This window comes from Xanthomonas sp. 3058 (assembly GCF_014199765.1).
Classification (GTDB): Bacteria; Pseudomonadota; Gammaproteobacteria; order Xanthomonadales; family Xanthomonadaceae; genus Xanthomonas; species Xanthomonas campestris_B.
On the sequence record NZ_JACHOF010000003.1, the window covers coordinates 44,329 to 63,954 of the forward strand.

Here is a 19,626-nt window from a genome sequence, read left to right on the forward strand (position 1 = left end):
TGACGCGTTACCGCGTTACCGCGGCGACTGCGGCACGCGACGCAGCTGTGACACGTCGTAGCCCATGGCGGCGATACGTTGAACGGCCTGCTGATAGTCGGCATCGGACACCTGCGGGGTACGCGCCATATACCAGACGTAGTCGCGCTTGCTGCGTGCCACGATGGTCTGCGCATAGTCTGCATCACGCCAGGCGATCACGTACTCGGCCTTGAACGGCCAGAGAAACTGCATGCTCCACAGTGCGCCATTGCCCTCCTTTGCGACCTCGCCGATCGGATGCATGGACTTGAGCGGCGCCTGGAAACTGCCCTTGCGGAATGTAAACGTGGTCTGGATGCGGCCATCCGGTCGCAACGCATAGCGCTCCACGGCATCGTAGGCCTTGCGCTCGGGCCGGGTAGGAATATGCGCGATGACGTACCAGTCGCCCATGAAGCGTGGCACATCAACGGTGTCTGCGCGGGGCAGGGCGGCGCCTGAATCGCTTGCGCCAGCACTCCCGTGGACCGCGAGTGTCAGTAACAACAGCATCGAACGATGTCGCATGGCAACCTCCATCAAAAGAGCATGTACATCGGCCTACGTCGCCGCAAGGCGCCTGGATGCGGCCCCATGCGATGCAGGTCCGGCCCAGCCGCAAGCTGGCCCACTGTCGCAGTGAGATGAGGGTACCGTGCGACTCGTCATGGCAACGTTGAAGAGCAAGAGCCAAGCGTTGCGCAGACGGCAGGAAGCGCGCGATCACAGGGCGGTGAGCGCTGGTTCAACGATCAGCCGCAGTGAGGATCACGACGTGCTTTGGAAGCGCAGAGGGGACAGGACTTTCGTTCAGTGCCAGCGGTCGCGCCATGGCGGGCTGGTTGGATCTCGGGAGGCGGTTGCCCAACGGCATTCACCAAGGCGACACCGCCCCTTCCCCATACGGATAGATCGTCGCGATCCTTCCATCCTTGTCGTGCTCCAACGGCGCCATCTTGATGCTGCGCAAATGCGTCTGTCCGCCTGATAACACCGCGTCGTGATAGAACAGGTACCACTGTCCGTCGAAAAGGCAGACAGAGTGATGCGTGGTCCAGCCGACCACCGGTGCCAGCAGTACGCCCTGATAGGCGAACGGCCCGTACGGGGTATCGCTGGTGGCGTAGCAGATGCGGTGGGTGTCGCCGGTGGAGTAGGACAGGTAATAGCGGCCGGCGTGGTGGTGGACCCAGGGGCCTTCGAAGAAACGGCGGGCGTGGTCGCCGGCGCGTATTGGGGTGCCGTGTTCGTCGAGGATGACGATCTCGCGGGTGGGCTCGGCCAGTTGGGTCATGTCTTCGCGCAGGCGCGCCACGCGTGGGCCGAGGGCAGGCGCGTCGTCTGCGGGTTCCTGATGGGTCGGTGCATAGACGTTGTCGCGGTAATGCTGCAGCTGGCCACCCCAGATGCCGCCGAAGTACAGATAATGTGCGCCGTCATCGTCGGCAAAGACTGCCGGGTCGATCGAATAGGCGCCGGCGATGGGCTCGGGCTCTGCGACGAATGGGCCTTGCGGGCCATCGCCTACCGCCACGCCGATCTGGAAGAGGCCGTCGGCGCGTTTTGCGGGAAAATACAGATAGGTCTTGCCGTCGCGCTGGGCAGCATCCGGCGCCCACAGCTGTCGCTGCGCCCAGGGCACATCGCGCACATGCAGCACCTGGCCCAGGTCTTCCACCGGCGCCTCAGGGTGCGCCATGCGGAACACGTGATAGTCGGCCATGTCGAAATGCGAGCCATCGTCGCTGAAGGCAACGCCGGCATCGATGTCGTGGGACGGATAGAGATACAACGCACCGTCGAACACGTGGGCAGAAGGGTCGGCGGTGTAGAGGTGGGTGACCAGCGGTGCGGAGATGGCGGTGCGCGCTAGGGCCTGCAGTGCAGCGGTGGACGATTCATCGGACATGCGCGTACCTGTGCATGAGGTGGGAGGGAGTTGACGTCAACTGGTCGGCAGTGACGCGGCTTGTCGGCGCACGCCGAGTTCGCCTTCGATGCGGGTTTCCAGCGCCTTGTCGATTTCATACAGCGCCAGCAGCGCGGTGCCGAGCAGGAACGGGATGGAGGCGTACACGCTGATGGCCATGCGGATACCGCTGGTGACCGCGGCGCTTTGCTGCGGCAGCGCGGCGTCGTAGCCATAGACCGCCAGGATGCCGGCGACCAGCGCGCCGCCGACGCTCAGGCCGATCTTCAGCCCGCACAGCATTGCCGAGAAAATGATCGCGGTGGCACGGCGGTGGTTCTTCCATTCCGAGTAGTCGGCCACATCGGCAATCATTGCCCACAGCAACGGAATGGTGATGCCGTAGAAGAAACCATGCAGCACGTAAGAGGCGAACACCCAGCCGATCGCGTTGGGTGGATACAGATAGAACGCGAGCAGAAACAGCGTAGAGATCAGCAAGGCACCGCCGAAGACATTGCGCTTGCCGTACCGGTCTGCCAGACGTTTGGAAAACCCGATGCCGACGATCATCGCCAGGATGCCGCCGGCACTGAACACGCTGAACGCCGATGTCGGCGCATCCTGCGGCCAATGCAGCGCGCTCATGCCGGCGCCGGTCAGCACGTTGTTGATCGCGGCGATAAACCGGTTGAAACCGGCGTCGTCGAGAAACTGCGCCAGTGCGCCAGGGTCGAGGTAGTACTTGAAGTAGTAGATGTACATCCCGCCCTTCATGGCGAGATTGACGAACACCAGGATGGTCAGCGCCAGCATCACCAGCCAGGGTTTGTTACGCATCAGGTCGGTGAGGTCCTGGCGCACGCTGGTGCGTTGTTCGCTGATCGGCAACACCCGCTCGCGGGTGGTGAAGAAGGTGATCAGAAAACATAGCGTGCCGACAGCGGCGAATAGCGCCATGGTGTTGCGAAACCCTTGCGCCTTGTCGCCGTTGCCCAGGATCAACACCAGTGGCAGCAACAGCACCTGGATCACGAACTGCGCAAACGTCACGGCCAGAAAGCGATATGCCGACAAACTATTGCGCTGCTCCATGCTGCCGGTGAGCACGCCGCTCAATGCCGAATACGGCAGGTTGTTGGCCACATACACCAGCATCAACAGCGTGTAGGTGGCGAATGCGTAGGCGATCTTGCCCTGTTCGCCGAGTGCGGGCGTGTTGAACGCGGCCAGCGACAACGCGCCGAACGGCAATGCGGTCCACAGGATCCATGGCCGGAACTTGCCCCAGCGCGTGCGGGTGCGATCGGCCAGGATACCGATGATCGGCGTGAACACGAATGCGCCCAGCAGGCCGACCACGAAGATCAGCGTGGCCGCTGCGCCCGCCGGAATGCGGAACACATCGGTGTAGAAGAACGCCAGAAAAGTGACCAGCGTCTGGAAGATCAGGTTGGCCGCCAGGTCGCCCAGGCTGTAGCCGATCTTTTCGCGCAAGGAGAGTTGCTGTGAGCGATCGTTCATGGGATGGGGCGGGGCTCAAGGAATGCTGCGGGAAACGCCGCAGCGCGCGATGCCGCCGATCGCGGCACGGATGTGCCACGACCGGCCGGCACGGCACTCAGAAGGTACCGCGGATGCCGAGCATGACGGTGCGCCCGGGTTGATACAGGTCGTAGGTGGCATTGGGCCAGGCGTAGGTGGTCCGCAGCGGCTCGTCGGTGATGTTGGTGACGTTGAGGGTGATCTGCGGTTTGGACGGCAGCCAGTCCAGGGCATAGCTGGCCGATAGATCCAGCTGACCGCGTGCATCGGCGTTGAGGCGCGCGTAAGGGATGCCGTTCTGGTTGGCGCCGGAGATCACCATGTCGTCGTTCCAGGTGTAGGACAGGCGCACCGAGGCGGCGTCCTTTTCCCAGTACACAGTGCCGTTCCACAGGTTCGGGGCCACACCGACGGCGACGGCGGGAATGCCTTCGCCTTCGGAGGATTGGGTGACATGCGTGTAGTTCACGCTGAAGCCCATGCCGTCGATCAGCTTGTCCAGCGGCTGCACCCAGATTGCCTCGGTGCCGCGGATGTTGAGCACGCCATCGGCGTTGACCTGCGTCTGCACATCGACCGTGGCCGCATTCGGGCCGCCGCGCTGCTCCAGGCCGGCCTGCTGGATCGGCAACAGGCTGTCGTAGGCCACGCCGAGATCGTTGAAGGGAATGCGACGCACGCCGTTGACGGTGAAGCCGCTGATGCGCTTGTTGAACAGGGTCAGGCCCACGTAGCCTTCGCCGCCGGTATACCACTCGCCGCCGAAATCCACGTTGGTGGACAGATACGGCGCCAGGTTCGGATTGCCTTGCGTTGCGGTCTGCGCGGACGGGTCGCTGAAATTGGTATTGGGCAACATCGCGCTGGGGTCGGGGCGCGTCAGCGTGCGCGAGCTGGACAGGCGCAGCACCACGTTGTCGGCCACGTCCCAGGCCGCGTTGAACGAGGGCAGGGTTTCCTTGTAGTCCGAATCCAGCACCTGCACCTGGCGGACGCCGTTGACGGTGACCGGGCCGGTGATGGTCTGGTCGGTGGTCACGTAGCGCACGCCGGCATTCAGGCGCAGCGTGCGGTTCCACACTTCGGTTTCGGCGTTGGTTTCGATGTAGAAACCCAGGTTCTTTTCGCGGATGCCGCCGGCCGAGGCACCGGTATTGGCGGAGTTGGTTTCCGGTGCGGAATCGCGTAGTGCGTAGTAGTTGGTATCGCCCAGGAAACGGTCGAAGTCGGCGGTAATGAACCCGCCGGGGCCGGGCCGCAAATAGCCGGACAAGGCCGCGTTGGGAATTGCCGAACCGGGCCCGCCATTGCATACGTTGCCGCCACCGCCGCGGCACACTACCTGTTCCCACGCGGTGCTGTTGTCGAAGCCGCGGATGGTGCGCTCGGCCAGATCGTAGGCTGCGCCGATCTTGATGTTGCGCTTGTCTTCGCCGAACTGCAGGTCGGCGCGTGCACCGCGCGTTTCGGTTACGCGTTTTTCGTTCTGGATATTGACCCGGCCACCGTTCCAGCCCCAGCCAAGATTGGGGTCGTTGAGATCGAGTGGACTGGTGATCGAGGGTTGATCGCCGCCCTCGTTGCGGTAATCGACGGTGGTGAACGGCGAGGTGACCAGGATGCTGGGCGATTCGCGCGCCAGCCAGCTGCGGGTGGCGTTGGCCTGTACGTTGAGCTTGATGTCCTGATCGGCACCGAACAGTAGCTCCGCGCCGGGATTGACGCTCCAGAACTTGACGTTCTCGCGGTACGGACGCGCTTCCAGGAAATACTGCGCATTGGCGAAGGTCGCGCTGGTGACCACGTTGTTCTGGTCCAGCTGCATGCCGAGCGGGATCATGTTGCCGTTGCGGCCGATCAGATTCATGCTGATCCGGTTGGTGGTGCGCTTGGCTTCGGAATACAACGTGTCCAGGTAGAAGTGCATGCTGTCGGACGGCCGCCACTCCAGCGACATGACCGACGCATCGCGATCGCGGTCGCCATCCATGTGCACGGTGCGGCCCAGGCGCGGAATCAGCGCATCGCTGATCTGGTCGATGCTCAGGCCGGGGTTGCGCGCCAGCAGCCACGCCGCATCGATGGTTTCGCCGGTGGTGAGGCCGCTGCCGGCGGTGGCCGGCACCCGGTCCGGAATGCGCCAGTTGCCGCCGCCGTTGACGTTGCAGGCCGCCGGTTGATTGGTTGCCGGCGTGCCCGCAGGCGGGGTGAGCCCGCACTGGGTGTAGGTCAGGCCGGGGTTGGTCCAGCCCACGCTCTCGAAGCCGCGCACGCCCAGCTTGCTGCGCACCGACGCCACGCCGAACAGCGCGCCGAGGGTGCCTGCCTCGTTGGTCCAGCTGCCCATCAGTGCACCACGCGGAGTGGTCTTCTCGCTGGTGCTGTTCCAGTCGGCTTGCGCCTGATAGGTGAAGTGCACGCCGGGGCGATCGAACGGCCGCGCGCTGCGCATGTCCACCACGCCGGAGACGCCGCCTTCGAGCATGCTGGCGGTGGGCGTCTTGCTTACGGTGAGCTGGGTGAAGAATTCGGTGGGAAACAGGTTCAGATCGACTTCGCGGTTCTGGTTCTGCGCATTCAGGCCGATCGAGGCGGTGGCGATGCTGGCGCCGTTGAGCGTGGTCTTGGTGAAGCTGGTGCCCAGGCCGCGGATGGCGATGTTGAGGCCTTCGCCATTGACGTCGCGCGAGAGCTGCACGCCGGGAATGCGATTGAGCGACTCGGCGATGTTCATGTCCGGGAACTTGCCGATGTCTTCGGCAAACACGGTGTCGGCAAACCCTACCGAGTCGCGCTTGGCATCGGTGGAAAACTGGATGCTGCGCCGGTAACCGGACACGGTGACCGTATCGAGCTGGGTCACCGCATCGCCGCTGGCGGCGGTGGCCGGCGGTGTTTGCGCAGTGGTGGCGGCGCTGTCGGCAGCGGTGGACTGTGCCCAGGCGGCAGTGCTGGTCATGCCCAGCAGGATGGATCCCAACGCGCAGGACAACGCGGTTCGTGCGTAGCTGTTCTTCACCGTAATCCCTTCCCTAACAGGTGAGCAGATGTCCCACGCATCGCCCCTGCGCAGGGAGTGCCGCTGCCGGCGGTCGGCGCGGCGGTGGTGCAAGGTGGGGGACGGGCGATCAGTGGCGTTGGATGTTAGCGCTACCAAATTCGGAACAGCACGCTGCAGGGCAGCATAGTTGGCCGACTGCGGCGGCCAACGTTGCGGCGCGGCACGTCGCTACGTCGCCGCACAGACATGCGCTTGCCGCGTGCTGCACTGCGCGATGGATTTATCGCGGCGGCATGGTAATGGTAGCGCTATCACCCGTGGCGCAAGGCCACTTTCGTGCAGGCGCAGTGGTCGATGACTCGAACCGAAGAACACCGCGGCAAGACCCCGAACTGCCTTCGAGATGCGGCGCCGCGTGGCGACGTTCGCTACGCGAATTCCCACTACCTGTTGCAGGTAGCACCGTTGCGGTGGTTGCGCGCATGAGCCAGTTGCCGCCGGAAAGTGCGCCTGATGGCGTCGTGGAACGGTTGGGGCGTGTGCGCTGGCGTGTCTGCGCGTTGCTGTTGGCAGCCACCACCATCAACTATGTCGATCGCCAGGTGCTCGGCGTACTGGCGCCGTTCTTGCAGACACAGATCGGCTGGAATGAAATCCAGTACGGCTACATCGTCACCGCATTTCAGGCCGCGTATGCGCTCGGGTTGCTCTGCAGCGGTGCGGTGATCGACCGCTTCGGCACGCGCCTGGGCTACGCCCTGGCAATCGGGGTCTGGAGTCTGGCGGCGATGGGGCATGCGCTGGCCACCACGGTGATGGGATTTGCGATTGCACGCTTCTTCCTGGGGCTGGGCGAATCGGGCAACTTTCCCGCGGCACTCAAGACCGTGGCCGAATGGTTCCCGCGCCGCGAGCGCGCGCTGGCGACAGGCATCTTCAATTCCGGCTCCAACATCGGCGCCATCGTCGCGCCATTGCTGGTGCCGGTGATCGCCACGACCTGGGGTTGGCAGGCGGCCTTCCTGTTCACCGGCGTGCTCAGTGCGACCTGGCTGGTGGTGTGGTGGCTCAGCTATCACCCGCCCGAGCAGCAACCGAACCTGTCGGCCGCCGAGCTGGCGCATATCCGCAGCGATGCGCACGAGCCGGTGCAGCAGCGGCTGTCGTGGTTGCAGGTGTTGCGGCATCGGCAGGCCTGGGCGTTCGTGCTGGGCAAGCTCATCACCGACCCGATCTGGTGGTTCTTCCTGTTCTGGCTACCGAAGTTCCTGCATGCCGAATACGGATTGAGCCTGCTGCAACTCGGCGCCCCGTTGATCGTGATCTTCGTGCTGGCCGATATCGGCAGCATTGCCGGTGGTTGGGTCGCCGGGCGCTTCATCGCGCGAGGATGGAGCGTCAACCGTGCGCGCAAGACCGCCATGTTGATCTGCGCGCTGTCGGTGGTGCCGATCGTGTTCGCCGCGCGTGCCGACAATCTCTGGGTGGCGGTTGGCCTGATCGGCCTGGCCACTGCCGCGCATCAGGGCTGGTCGGCCAATCTGTTTACCCTGCCGTCGGACATGTTTCCGCGCCATGCGGTCGCCACGGTGGTCGGCATCGGTGGCTTCGCCGGCGCGGTGGGCGGCATGGTGATCGCCACCTTCATCGGATTCCTGCTGCAGGCGACCGGCAGTTACGTGCCGGTCTTCCTGATGGCGGGCTCGGCCTATCTGCTGGCGTTGTTGGTGGTCCACCTGCTGGTGCCGCGCCTGGAGCCGGCGCACGTGCCGATCGATAATGCGGCTGCACCGACCGCATCGTCCTGAGGGAACCATCATGCGCAGATGCAATGTGATAGCGGGCCTGTTGCTGGCGGCGAGCAGTGCGATGGGTGTGCATGCGGAACCACTGGCGTCCGGTGCATCCAAGTTCCTAGGCAGCGCCTATGGCCCGCAACAAGCGCAACGTTTTACCCAGTACTGGAACAAGCTCACGCCCGAGAACAGCGGCAAGTGGGGCAGCGTGGAAGCGGTGCGCGATCGGATGGATTGGAGCGGGCTCGACGCCGCCTATGCCTTCGCCAAGGCCAACGGCTTGCCGTTCCAGATGCACGTGATGGTGTGGGGCAACCAGCAACCGGAGTGGATCAAGTCGTTGCCGCCGGCCGAACAACGCCGCGAGATCGAGCAATGGTTTGCCGCCGTGGCGCAGCGCTACCCGGACATCGACCTGCTGGAAGTGGTCAACGAGCCGCTCAACGACCCGCCCAGCAAGGACGACACCGGCGGCGGCAACTATCTGCAGGCACTGGGGGGCAACGGCGAAAGTGGCTGGGAGTGGGTGCTGCAGTCGTTTCGGCTTGCGCGGAAAGATTTCCCGCGCGCGCGACTGATGATCAACGACTACAGCATCACCAACAACCCGCAGGCCACCCGGACCTATCTGCGGATCGTGCAGCTGCTGCAGCGCGAAAAGCTGGTCGATGCCATCGGCATCCAGGAACACGCCTTCGAGACCACGCCGGAGGTGGCGATGTCGGTGCACCGCGCCAATCTCGATGCATTGGCCGCCACCGGTCTGCCGCTGTACATCACCGAATTCGATCTGGATGGCCCAAGCGATGCGCAGCAACTAGCCGACTACCAGCGCGTGTTTCCGGTGTTCTGGGAACACCCCGGCGTCCACGGCATCACGCTGTGGGGCTTTCGGCCGGGGCTGTGGCGCGACAAGGAGGCGGCCTATCTGATCCGTACCGATGGCAGCGAGCGGCCGGCGCTGACCTGGCTGCGTCAGTATGTGGCCGCGCATCGCAGTGCTGCGCCATGAGCGCTGTACCACTTCTCTTTCGTTTGTTTGTCGACTGACCTATGCCCACACCCACATCCTTGACGCTGCACGACGACCGCCTGTTGCCTGCCGACCCAGGCACGCGCGCGATCGCGCGCCGCCTGTATACGCAGATCGCCGCATTGCCGATCATCAGCCCGCACGGCCATACCGACCCGGCATGGTTCGCCACCGACGCAGCGTTCGCCAATGCCACCGCGTTGTTGCTGGTGCCGGACCACTATGTGTTCCGCATGCTCTACAGCCAGGGCATCGGGCTGGATGCGCTGGGAATTCCACGTGCGGACGGGTCGCACGCAGCCGTCGATCCACGGACGGCGTGGCGCGTGTTTGCCGAGCACTACACCCTGTTGCGCGGAACTCCGTCGGCGTTGTGGCTCAATCACGTGTTCCACAAGGTATTCGATCTGCGCATTCGCCTGGATGCCGGCACGGCCGATCATTACTACGATCACATCACCGCCGCTCTGCAGACGCCGGAATTTCGCCCGCGTGCGTTGTTCGAGCGCTTCAACATCGAGGTGATCGCCACCACCGAATCGCCGCTGGACACACTGCAGCATCACGCCACCATCGCCGGCAGCGGCTGGCAGGGACGCGTGGTCACCGCCTACCGTCCGGACCCGGTGGTGGACCCGGAGCACGAACAGTTTGCCGACGCACTGCAACAGTTCGGCACGCTCACCGGCGAGGACGTGTTGAGCTGGCAAGGCTATCTGCGCGCGCATCGACAACGGCGCGCGTTCTTTGCCGCGCATGGCGCCACCTCCACCGATCACGGTCACCCCAGTGCGGCCACCGCCGATCTCTCGCCGGGCGAGGCGCAACGGCTGTTCGATACCGTGGTGCGTGGCGCAGCCACACCCGCACAGGCCGAGCTGTTCCGCGCGCAGGTGCTGACCGAGATGGCGGCGATGAGCCTGGACGATGGGTTGGTGATGCAGCTGCACCCGGGCTGCTTCCGCAATCACAACCGGCCGTTGTTCCAGACCTACGGGCGCGACAAGGGCGCCGACATTCCGATGCGCACCGACTATGTGCATGCGCTCAAACCCTTGCTGGACCGGTTCGGCAACGACCCGCGCCTGCGGCTGATCGTGTTCACCCTGGACGAGACCAGCTATAGCCGCGAGTTGGCGCCGCTGGCCGGGCATTACCCCTCGCTGCTGCTCGGCCCCGCGTGGTGGTTCCATGACGCGCCGGAAGGCATGTGGCGGTTCCGCGAGCAGACCCTGGCCAGCGCCGGCTTCTACAACACCGTGGGCTTCAACGACGACACGCGTGCGTTTCTGTCGATCCCTGCGCGGCACGATGTGGCGCGACGCGTGGATAGCGCGTTCCTGGCCAAACTGGTGGCCGAACATCGGTTGGAGGAAGACGAAGCGGTCGAGGTGGCGATCGATCTGGCGTATCGCCTGCCCAAGCGGGCCTACAAGCTGTGAGGCTGTGCGCGGCGCAGCGATGCCCGCGCGCGCGTCTGGCGCTCAATGCGCAATGGCGCGATGCCCTCAATGGCCGCTGCCTGGCCATCGTGCGTGCGAAGCCGGGTGCACGCGGCGTCATCATCGTCCGTGTGGAATCGGACACCTTGCACGCGGCGAGCACGCAGGTCGTGGCGGAATGAGGCGGTGTGCGGCCGATGTAGTTCAGGCGGCCTTTCAACAGGAATCCAGCCATGCATAAACCCACCGTGTGTCCGGCAACGCGCTTGCGCATCGGCTTGGCCGCCATCGGCATCGTCGTCGCATTGCCGGCGCTTGCCGCGTGCGACACCCGCAGCAGTTCGCTCAAGCGCGCCTATGCCGATGGCTTCCTGGTCGGCACTGCCGTCAATGCCGACATCGTCTCCGGCAAGGATGCGGCCTCTGCCGCATTGGTCGCATGTCATTTCAACGCCATCACCGCCGAGAACGTCATGAAGGCCGAAGTGGTTTCGCCGCATCCCGGCGTATTCGACTTCAGTGCCGCCGATGCGTTCGTCGGCTATGCGCGCCGCCACCACATGTTCGTGGTCGGCCACACGCTGGTCTGGCATAACCAGACGCCGGACTGGTTCTTCGTCGATGCGCAAGGCAAGCCCAATACCCCGCAGGCGCAGCTGGAGCGCATGCGCGCGCACATCGCGCAGGTGGCCGGACGCTATGTCGGCAAGGTGCAGGGCTGGGATGTGGTCAACGAGATCATCGACGAAGACGGCAGTTATCGTTCCACCAACTGGGTGCAGCGCGTCGGCGATGGCGACACGGTGGTGCGCAATGCGTTCACGTTTGCCCAGCGCTATGCGCCGAACACCGAGCTCTACTACAACGACTTCAACGCCTGGCGGCCGGCCAAGCGCGATGGCATCGTGCGCATGGTCAAGATGCTGCAGGGCGCAGGCATCCGTATCGATGGCGTCGGCATGCAGGGGCACTGGGGGCTCGACTACCCAAGCCTGCGCGACATCGAAGACGCCATCGATGCGTACGCCGCGCTGGGGATCAAGGTGATGATCACCGAGCTGGACATCGATGTCCTGCCGCTCACCAAGGAAGGTCAGGTCATCGGCACCGGCCTTGCCCACAAGCAGTTTCAGCTACCGGAATTCAAGCGCTTTCTCGATCCCTATCGCGATGGCCTTCCGCCCAACGTGCAGGCGCAACTGCGTGATCGCTACGCCGAATTGTTCGCGCTGTTCTGGCGCAAGCGCGACAAGCTCGCACGTGTCAGCGTCTGGGGTGTCAGCGATGACATGTCGTGGAAAAACGATTATCCCGTGCCCGGCCGCACCAACTACCCACTGCTGTTCGATCGCAATCATCAACCGAAGCCCGCGTTGGATGCGGTGTTGGCGGTGCCTGCGGCCGCTAGCGAGCGCTAACGTGTCACGTGCGTGTATCTGCCTCGTGCACAGGCAGGATGGCATCATGGCCGCACTTCGCTAGTGGATTGACCGATGCGCTTGCCGCCCTATTTGCTGTTGGCCGTTCCGTTGCTCGCAATCCTCGCCGCCTGCACCAGGAAAGAGCCGCCACCGCCGCGTTTCACCGCGATCGGGCAGTTGAAAACATTCGATCGCCGCTTCAGCGAGATGGTCGACAGCGACGCGCGCATCGAAAAGCTCAGCGAAGGCTTCATCTGGTCGGAAGGCCCGACCTGGGTCCGCAACGGTGGCTATCTGCTGTTCACGGATGTGCCGGACAACAAGCTCTATCGCTGGTCCGAGGACGCGGGCCTGTCGGTGTTCCTGTCGCCGTCGGGTTATAGCGGCCCGGCGTTGGACACCCTGCGCGAACCCGGCGCCAATGGGCTGTACGCCGAACCCAGCGGCAGCGTGCTGCTGGCCGACTCCGGTACCCGCATCGTTGCCCGGCTCGACCCGGCCACCCGCAAGAAGACGCCGCTGGCGACACAGTTCGAAGGCAAACGCTTTAACAGCCCCAACGATGTGGTTCGGCGCAGCGACGGCGTGGTGTTCTTCACCGATCCGCCGTACGGCCTTAAAAACATGAACGACTCGCCGGTCAAGGAGCTGCGCTTCAATGGCGTCTATCGCCTGGACAGCGACGGCAGCGTGCATCTGCTGGACGATACCCTGGGCTTTCCCAATGGGATCGCGCTCTCGCCGGATGAGCGCACCTTGTACGTGTCCAACTCCGACCCGGAGCGCCCGATCTGGATGGCCTATGCGCTCGATGCCAAGGGTGCCGTGACCGGCAGGCGTGTCTTTGCCGATGCCTCCGATTTGGTCGCCAAGGATGCGCCCGGCCTGCCGGATGGCATGGCGGTGGCCGCCGATGGCCACCTGTTCGCCACCGGCCCGGGTGGCGTGATCGTGTTCAATCCGGCTGGACAGCGCTTGGGCCGTATCGAAACTGGCGAGCCGATCTCCAACTGCGCGTTCGGCAATGACGGCCACACGCTGTACATGACCTCGCATGCGATGTTGACGCGGGTGCGGGTGAAAGCGCTTGGGTTGGAGTTTGCGCGCTAGAGGCTGTTCCAGGCGACCACAAAGCACGACACGCTGAATGTGCCGCTCCATCCTGGGAGCGGTCATTGGCTAGGATGGCGCCCGATCATCCGGGGCCGTGGCCGCTGTCCTGTCTCCCGCCAACATCGCGGGTTGAGGTGTTGCCGGTTACCTCGATTTATCGCGCCATCTGCACGTCACTCAACACCAGCATGTCTTCCAGCTCCGGGCCGCCGCCGCGGTTTGCGCTCCCTGCAACGAGATAGAGATCGCTGCCGATCGCCGCGGCCTGGGTGCCGTGCCGCCCCTGTGGTAAGGCTGCACGTGTCGTCCATGTGGACGTCGCCGGATCGAAGGCTTCGACCTCGTCGTGCGCCTTGACCTGGCGCATGCTTTCGCCGCCCATGATGAGCAGCTGCCCGGCGTGTGCGATTGCGGCGGCACCGGCGCGCGGGGTCGGTAACGCGGCCGGTGCCACGCGCCACGTGCCACGCCTGATGTCGTACACATCGACCTCGGAAATCGTCTGCGCCAACGTGTTGCCACTTTCGTGTGCCGACCTGCGTCCGCCGGCTGCATACACATTGCCATCGATCACCACCGCGTGGAAATGATCGCGCGCACGCGGTGCGTCGGGTAGCTGGGTCCATTGCTGCGTTCGGGTGTCGAACGCATCCAGCCACGGGACATAGCCCCGCATATGACCACGCGTGTTGCCGCCCACCAGATACAGCACACCGTCGTGCTCCACCGTGCCGGCAGAGCCACGGCGACGGTCTTTGGGAATCTCTGCACCAACCTGCCAGCGGTCGGTGGCAGGATCGTAGATCAGCATGTGGGTCAGCGAAGGTTCTTCCGGATAATTGCCGGTGAACCCGCCAACGAGGTAGATCTTTCCGGCAGATACCACCGCTTGCGCGTGATTCACGGCCAATGGCGGTTTGCTGCCTTGCGACCAGCGGCGCGTCCTGCTGTCGTAGATCGCCAGTGGCCGATCATCGCGGCCACCGATCAGATAGAGACGCTCGCCGATCGACACCATGCTGTTCTCGTGGCGTGCATGCGGTGTGCCCTTGCCAGCCACTGCTTTCCAATGCACTGCGTGCTGCTCCGTCGGCGATCCAGACGTGTGCACGGCGGTCCCGGCAAACGCAGGCAAGCATGCCGATGCAGTCAACGACAGAAGCACGCACAAAGCATTTGCTGACGGTGTCATGGCAGATCACTCCCTGGATGCGGAATGGCAAGTGGATCGACACATCACCACCTTCTGCCGCTTCCAGGCAAGCTGATCAGTACCGGCGCCGTGCAAAGGCAGGCGCAGTCAACATGCGCATTGTCGAAACAGTAGAATGCGCGGGCAGGTCCATCGAGTTGCGCCAGTAGTCACCGAACGAGGGAACGCATGGCTTCCGATTCTTCCGCGACCGAACGCACCATCCCGCTGCTGCCAAGCCGTTCGATCGCGCGAACGCTTGTGTTCTATCGTCGCCTTGGATTTGTCGGAGACGCGCATCCGCATGATGCCGGGTACGCGATCCTGACGCGTGGCGAGGTGGAACTGCATTTCTTTGCGCATCCGGACCTTGAGCCGGCAGCCTGCTATGCAGGGTGTTACATCCGGGTTGGCAATGCCGATGAGGTCTACGCCGCCATGCGGGTGGCCGATCTGCCGACACGTGGCATTCCGCGCCTCGATCCGGTCGCGGACAAGCCCTGGGGCATGCGGGAGTTTGCGATTGTCGACGAGGACGGCAACCTGCTTCGGATCGGGCAGGTGATCGAGGGCTAAGCGCATGCCGGATCTATCGAGATCTGCACGCGTGACGTGTACAGGTTGCTGCTGGGTGCGCTGCATGACCGCGCAGTGCGTGACCCCGTGTGGACAGCAGGGCTGCCTTGCGCAGGCGTATGCGGAGCTGGCATGTCATGTTGGTTGTCTACGTTGAGCTGATCGCCCGCGCTACGTCCGCTGGCTTGCCGTTGCCCAATGCGTCGTAGGCGATCTGCAGCGGCTCTACAAAACGCGCATCGCCAGCGAGCGATGCGAACACCGCATCCAGTGCAAGAAACGCTGCGATGTCATGGCCGGCAGCGCCAGTGATCGAACGCCCAATGTGGCTCAGCGCCGTGTTCAACGGATCGACCAACGCCACACCATTTCCCGCCTGCCTGCGCACGAACTGCAGCCATGCCGCCACCGGCATGCAGAGGCGATCGACGCGTCGCCCGGCGGCCAGTGCATCGGCGATGGTGGTGAGCAAACGCACAGGAATCTTCTGCGAGCCGTCCCAGGCGATCTGCGCGAGCAGGTGGCGGATGGCGGGGTTGCGGAAGCGGGCGAGGATGGCGTCGATGTAGTGCTGCGCGTCGAAGCCGTGCATGGGGTGCAGCGTGGGGGCGATGTCTTCGCGCATCAGCGTTTCGATGAAGGCGGCAAGGCGCGGGTGGCGCATGCCGTCAGCGACGGTCTCCAGTTCGAGCAGGCTACCAAGATAGGCCAGTGCCGAATGCGGGCCGTTGAGCAGGCGCAACTTGGCGCGTGCGTAGCCGGCGATATCGTCGCTGAGAGTCGCGCCGGCGCGTTCGAACGCGGGGCGGCCATTGCAGAAGCGGTCTTCGATCACCCATTGGCTGTAGCGCTCGCGCTGGATCGGCCAGGCGTCGTGCACGCCGGTCTGCGCTTGCACCTGTGCGCGCAGGGCGTCGTCGGTGGCCGGGGTGATGCTGTCGACCATCGAGCGCGGGAATGTGACGTGGCGGTCGATCCAGGCCGCAAGCGTCGAATCGTGCTGATCTGCGAGTTGCAGCACGGCGCGGCGCAGCAGGCTGCCGTTGTCGGGCAGGTTGTCGCAGCTGAGCACGGTGAACGGCGCGATGCCGTGTTGCCTGCGCCGGTCCAGGCCGGCGACGAGATAACCGATGGCGCTGCACGGGGTGGCGGGATGGGCGATGTCGTGCGTAATGTCCGGATGGGCGAGATCGAGCGTGTCGCCAGCCAGGCAATAGCCCTTTTCGGTGACGGTGAGGGTGACCAGGCGCACAGCGGGGTCGGACAGGCGGGCGAGCACGGCGGCTTGTTCGTCGCGCGCGCACAGCACCTCGCCGATGGCACCGATGACGCGCAGCTGCGGGTGTTCGTCGAGCAGGGCGAGCGTGTAGAGCCCATCCTGCGGACGCAGTGCATCGCGTACCTGCGGGTTGTGCAGGGAGACCGCGCAGATGGCCCAGCCTGGGTCGTCTGCGAGCAGGTCGTCGATATAGACAGCCTGGTGGGCGCGGTGGAAGGCGCCGGCGCCGAGATGGACGATGCCGATCCGGGTCGCCGCGCGATCGTAGTCCGGACGGACGATGGCGGGCGGCAAGGTGTGAACGAGGTCTGTGCGCAGCGGGGGGAGTGCGGTCGGGTGGTCGGTCACTGCGGGGCTCTTTGCGTTATGGCTGACATGGGACGTGTGCTGCCCTCATCCGCCCTTCGGGCACCTTCTCCCGCAGGCGGGAGAAGCAAGCTCGGGAGCGGGCAGGCGCCTGGCGCGATGCCTTGCTGGCAGCAGCGTGTGTGGGCGTGTGCGGCGTCTGCACTCGTCCTTCGGTTCCCTTCTCCCGCAGGCGGGAGAAGGGAGCCTCGGAAGCGGGGCATGGGACCAGGCGCACGTGTCAACGGTTGTCGGCCGCCTGTGCGGTGGTGACGGTGAACCGCTGTTGCGCGCGGATATCCGCGCTGGAGGCGCCGATCTGCACCTCGTAGGCACCCGGGTCCACCGCATACGCCTTGCGCTGCTCGTCATAGATGCGCAGCGCGGCGTGCGGAGTGATGGTGAAGCTCACTTCGCGCTGTTCGCCCGGTTGCAGGGTGATGCGATGGAAACCGTGCAATTCCTTCAGTGCACGCTCGCGTTGCGGCTTGAGCGGATGCAGATACAGCTGCACCACTTCGTCGCCGGCGCGCTTGCCGGTGTTCTTGAGCATGACGGTGGCGCGTAGCGTGCCGTCGGCGGCCACGCTGCTGCGATCCAGGCGCAGGTCGGAATAGGCGAACTGGGTATACGACAGCCCGTGGCCGAACGGATACAGCGGTTTGCCCTGGAAGTAGCGATAGGTGCGCCCGCGCATGGCGTAGTCGTCGAAGGCAGGCAGGCGCTCGTCTTCCTTGTAGAACGTGACCGGCAGGCGGCCGCCGGGACTGGCCTGACCGAACAGCACATCGCCCACGGCGCTGCCGCCACGCTGGCCGGGGTACCAGGCGAGCAGAATGGCGGGCACGTGTTGCTGCGCCCAGTCGATCGCCAGGGCCGAGCCGGTGGTCAGCACCGCGACCACCGGCGTGCCGGTGGCCTGCAATGCCTGCAGCAACGCGCGCTGCGGTTTGGGCAGGCGCATGTCGGTGCGGTCGCCGCCGGCAAAGCCGGGGTAATTGACGTCCATCTCTTCGCCTTCGACATCGCCGGTGAGGCCACCGACGAACACCACCACCTCGGCGTTGCGCGCAGCATCCACCGCTTCCTGCAGCGGCGGCTTGGCGCCGGGCATGCGCCAGGCCAGACGTACGCCGGCGTCGCGGGTGGCTTCGTAGTACTCCAGGCGCAGGTCGTAGGCCTTGCCGGCATCCAAGGCGACGCTGGCGGTGCCGCCACGCATGCGCGGTGCATCGGCCCACTGGTCGATGAGCAGCTTGCCGTCCAGGTACAGGCGCACGCCATCGTCGGCGGCCACTTGCAGCTCGTAAGTGCCCGATGTCGGCGCCAGCAACTGGCCGTGCCAGCGCACGCTGAAATCGTCCGGGCCGAGTGCATTGGCGGCGTTCAGTTCGCCGCGACCGACGGCATCGTCGGTGGGTCCATTGCGATCCCAGCGGAAGGCAATACGCGGGTCGATGCGGGTCAGCACCGGTTGGCCGGCCAATGCACGTCCACGGAAGTATTCACCGGTGAGGCCGTTCTGCTTGGCATCGGCAGTGGGGCGCAGATAACGCGTGTCGATCGGGGCGGCGGCGTTGGGGTCTTCGCGTCCCTCCACCAGGTCGCTGCCGCGCGCATAGACCACCTGCGCCTGTGGCGCCGCATCGCCGATGCCTTGCAGGATGGTGACCGGTGCGGCGGGCGTACCGTAGTAGTTGCCCAGCAGCGACATCGGGTCGTCGGCGGTGGGGCCGATCACCGCGATGCGCTTGAGCGTGGGCTTGAGCGGCAGCACGCCATCGTTCTTGAGCAGCACCAGCGATTCGCGCGCGGTACGGCGCGCCAGCGCATCGTGCTGCGGCGATTGATTGCGCGATGCCGGAATCTGCGCCCACGGCACCTTGGCGGGCGGGTCGAACATGCCCAAGCGCATGCGCGTGGTCATCAAGCGCCTGAGCGAGGTGTCGATGGTGGCTTCGTCGATCAGACCGGCGCGCACCGCAGCCGGCAATGCGGCATAGGTATCGCCGCAATCCAGGTCGGTGCCGTGCTTGACCGCCAGCGCGGCGGCGGCTTCGGGCGTGGGGACGATCTTGTGGTTCTGCCAGATATCGCGGATGGCCGCGCAATCGCTGACGATGTAACCGTCGAAGCCCCAATCGTGGCGCAGGATGCCTTCCAGTCGGGTGCTGGCCGACGCCGATTCGCCATTGACGCGGTTGTAGGCACCCATCACCGCAGCGACCTTGCCCTCCTGCACCAAGGCTTGGAACGCGGGCAGATAGGTTTCGTGCAGATCGCGCTCGCTGGGGTGCACATCGAAGTGATGACGGTCGGCCTCCGGGCCGCTGTGCACGGCGAAGTGCTTGGCGGTGGCATCGAGCTTGCGGTATGGGCCTTGCTGGGCTTGCAGGCCTTGCACGAAGGTGACGCCCATGCGCGCGGTCAGGAACGGGTCTTCGCCGTAGGTTTCCTGCCCGCGTCCCCAACGCGGGTCGCGGAAGATGTTGATGTTGGGCGACCAGAACGTGAGTCCCTGATAGCGCTTGTGCTCGCCACGGGCGAGAAACGCGTGGTGCTTGGCGCGTGCTTCGTCGCTGATGGCGGTGGCCACCTCGGCCATCAGCGGCGTGTCGAATGTCGCCGCCAGGCCGATCGCCTGCGGGAAGACCGTCGCCCCGCCGGCACGCGCAACGCCATGCAATGCCTCGTTCCACCAGTCGTAGGCGGGTACCTGCAGTCTGGGAATGGCCGGCGCGTCGTTCTGCATCTGCGCGGCTTTTTCTTCCAGCGTCATGCGCGATACCAGGTCGGCGGCGCGCGCGTCGAAGGGGCGCTGCGTATCCAGATACGGCGGTGGGGTGGCAGCCTGGGTGCTGGCGGCAGCCAGTGCCAGTGCCAGTGCCAACACGACGCTGCGTGCGAGCGCGCGGCGTGGAGCAGTGGCGAGGTGGGCGAAGTGCGGGTGCAT

General features: G+C 64.9%; 13 protein-coding genes. 6 read left to right on the forward strand and 7 right to left on the reverse strand.

What is annotated here, in order from left to right; all coding sequences use genetic code 11:
* Positions 1 to 15: 15 nt before the first annotated feature.
* From GGR61_RS05775 to GGR61_RS05785, 4 genes are all read right to left on the reverse strand, one after another.
* Positions 16 to 549, reverse strand: coding sequence for a lipocalin family protein (locus GGR61_RS05775; protein WP_184620764.1), 534 nt, complete (start codon positions 547 to 549; stop codon positions 16 to 18).
* 346 nt (positions 550 to 895) lie between these two features.
* Entirely contained in the window at positions 896 to 1,930 is a 1,035-nt protein-coding gene (locus GGR61_RS21080) for a glycoside hydrolase family 43 protein (protein ID WP_260286993.1), read from the reverse strand.
* A gap of 36 nt (positions 1,931 to 1,966) precedes the next feature.
* On the reverse strand, positions 1,967 to 3,454 hold the full coding sequence (locus GGR61_RS21085; RefSeq protein ID WP_260286995.1) for an MFS transporter: 1,488 nt from the start codon (positions 3,452 to 3,454) through the stop codon (positions 1,967 to 1,969).
* Between the two features lie 97 nt (positions 3,455 to 3,551).
* Positions 3,552 to 6,494, reverse strand: a complete 2,943-nt coding sequence (locus tag GGR61_RS05785) for a TonB-dependent receptor (protein WP_184620765.1) — start codon at positions 6,492 to 6,494, stop codon at positions 3,552 to 3,554.
* A gap of 464 nt (positions 6,495 to 6,958) precedes the next feature.
* Between GGR61_RS05785 and GGR61_RS05790 the strand changes: the two genes are divergently transcribed.
* The 5 genes from GGR61_RS05790 to GGR61_RS05810 all read left to right on the forward strand — a co-directional run bounded on the left by GGR61_RS05790 (position 6,959) and on the right by GGR61_RS05810 (position 13,278).
* On the forward strand, positions 6,959 to 8,284 hold the full coding sequence (locus GGR61_RS05790) for an MFS transporter (protein WP_184406576.1): 1,326 nt from the start codon (positions 6,959 to 6,961) through the stop codon (positions 8,282 to 8,284).
* 10 nt (positions 8,285 to 8,294) lie between these two features.
* Complete coding sequence (locus GGR61_RS05795; RefSeq protein ID WP_184620766.1) at positions 8,295 to 9,284, forward strand: endo-1,4-beta-xylanase; 990 nt, start codon at positions 8,295 to 8,297, stop codon at positions 9,282 to 9,284.
* A gap of 41 nt (positions 9,285 to 9,325) precedes the next feature.
* A complete protein-coding gene (gene uxaC / locus GGR61_RS05800; RefSeq protein WP_184620767.1) occupies positions 9,326 to 10,747 on the forward strand; it encodes a glucuronate isomerase in 1,422 nt (473 codons plus the stop codon).
* A gap of 233 nt (positions 10,748 to 10,980) precedes the next feature.
* Positions 10,981 to 12,165 (forward strand): endo-1,4-beta-xylanase, encoded by a 1,185-nt coding sequence (locus GGR61_RS05805; RefSeq protein WP_184620768.1) that lies wholly within the window; start codon positions 10,981 to 10,983, stop codon positions 12,163 to 12,165.
* 75 nt (positions 12,166 to 12,240) lie between these two features.
* A complete protein-coding gene (locus tag GGR61_RS05810) occupies positions 12,241 to 13,278 on the forward strand; it encodes an SMP-30/gluconolactonase/LRE family protein (RefSeq protein WP_184620769.1) in 1,038 nt (345 codons plus the stop codon).
* Positions 13,279 to 13,435: 157 nt separating this feature from the next.
* Here the strand turns inward: GGR61_RS05810 and GGR61_RS05815 are convergent, their stop codons facing one another.
* Positions 13,436 to 14,356 carry a kelch repeat-containing protein gene (locus GGR61_RS05815; protein ID WP_326520618.1) on the reverse strand — a complete coding sequence of 307 codons (921 nt, stop codon included), beginning with the start codon at positions 14,354 to 14,356 and terminating at the stop codon, positions 13,436 to 13,438.
* A 306-nt stretch (positions 14,357 to 14,662) separates the two neighbouring features.
* On the opposite strand from GGR61_RS05815, the gene GGR61_RS05820 reads away from it, so the two are divergent.
* The gene (locus tag GGR61_RS05820) at positions 14,663 to 15,049 is read left to right on the forward strand and encodes a VOC family protein (protein WP_184620771.1); all 387 of its coding nucleotides are present in this window, start codon (positions 14,663 to 14,665) and stop codon (positions 15,047 to 15,049) included.
* A gap of 148 nt (positions 15,050 to 15,197) precedes the next feature.
* Here GGR61_RS05820 and GGR61_RS05825 read toward each other — a convergent pair whose 3' ends face one another.
* Together GGR61_RS05825 and GGR61_RS05830 are read right to left on the reverse strand one after the other, a co-directional pair.
* Complete coding sequence (locus GGR61_RS05825) at positions 15,198 to 16,622, reverse strand: mannitol dehydrogenase family protein (protein WP_260287118.1); 1,425 nt, start codon at positions 16,620 to 16,622, stop codon at positions 15,198 to 15,200.
* A gap of 292 nt (positions 16,623 to 16,914) precedes the next feature.
* Positions 16,915 to 19,626, reverse strand: coding sequence for a glycoside hydrolase family 3 C-terminal domain-containing protein (locus tag GGR61_RS05830; protein ID WP_260287000.1), 2,712 nt, complete (start codon positions 19,624 to 19,626; stop codon positions 16,915 to 16,917).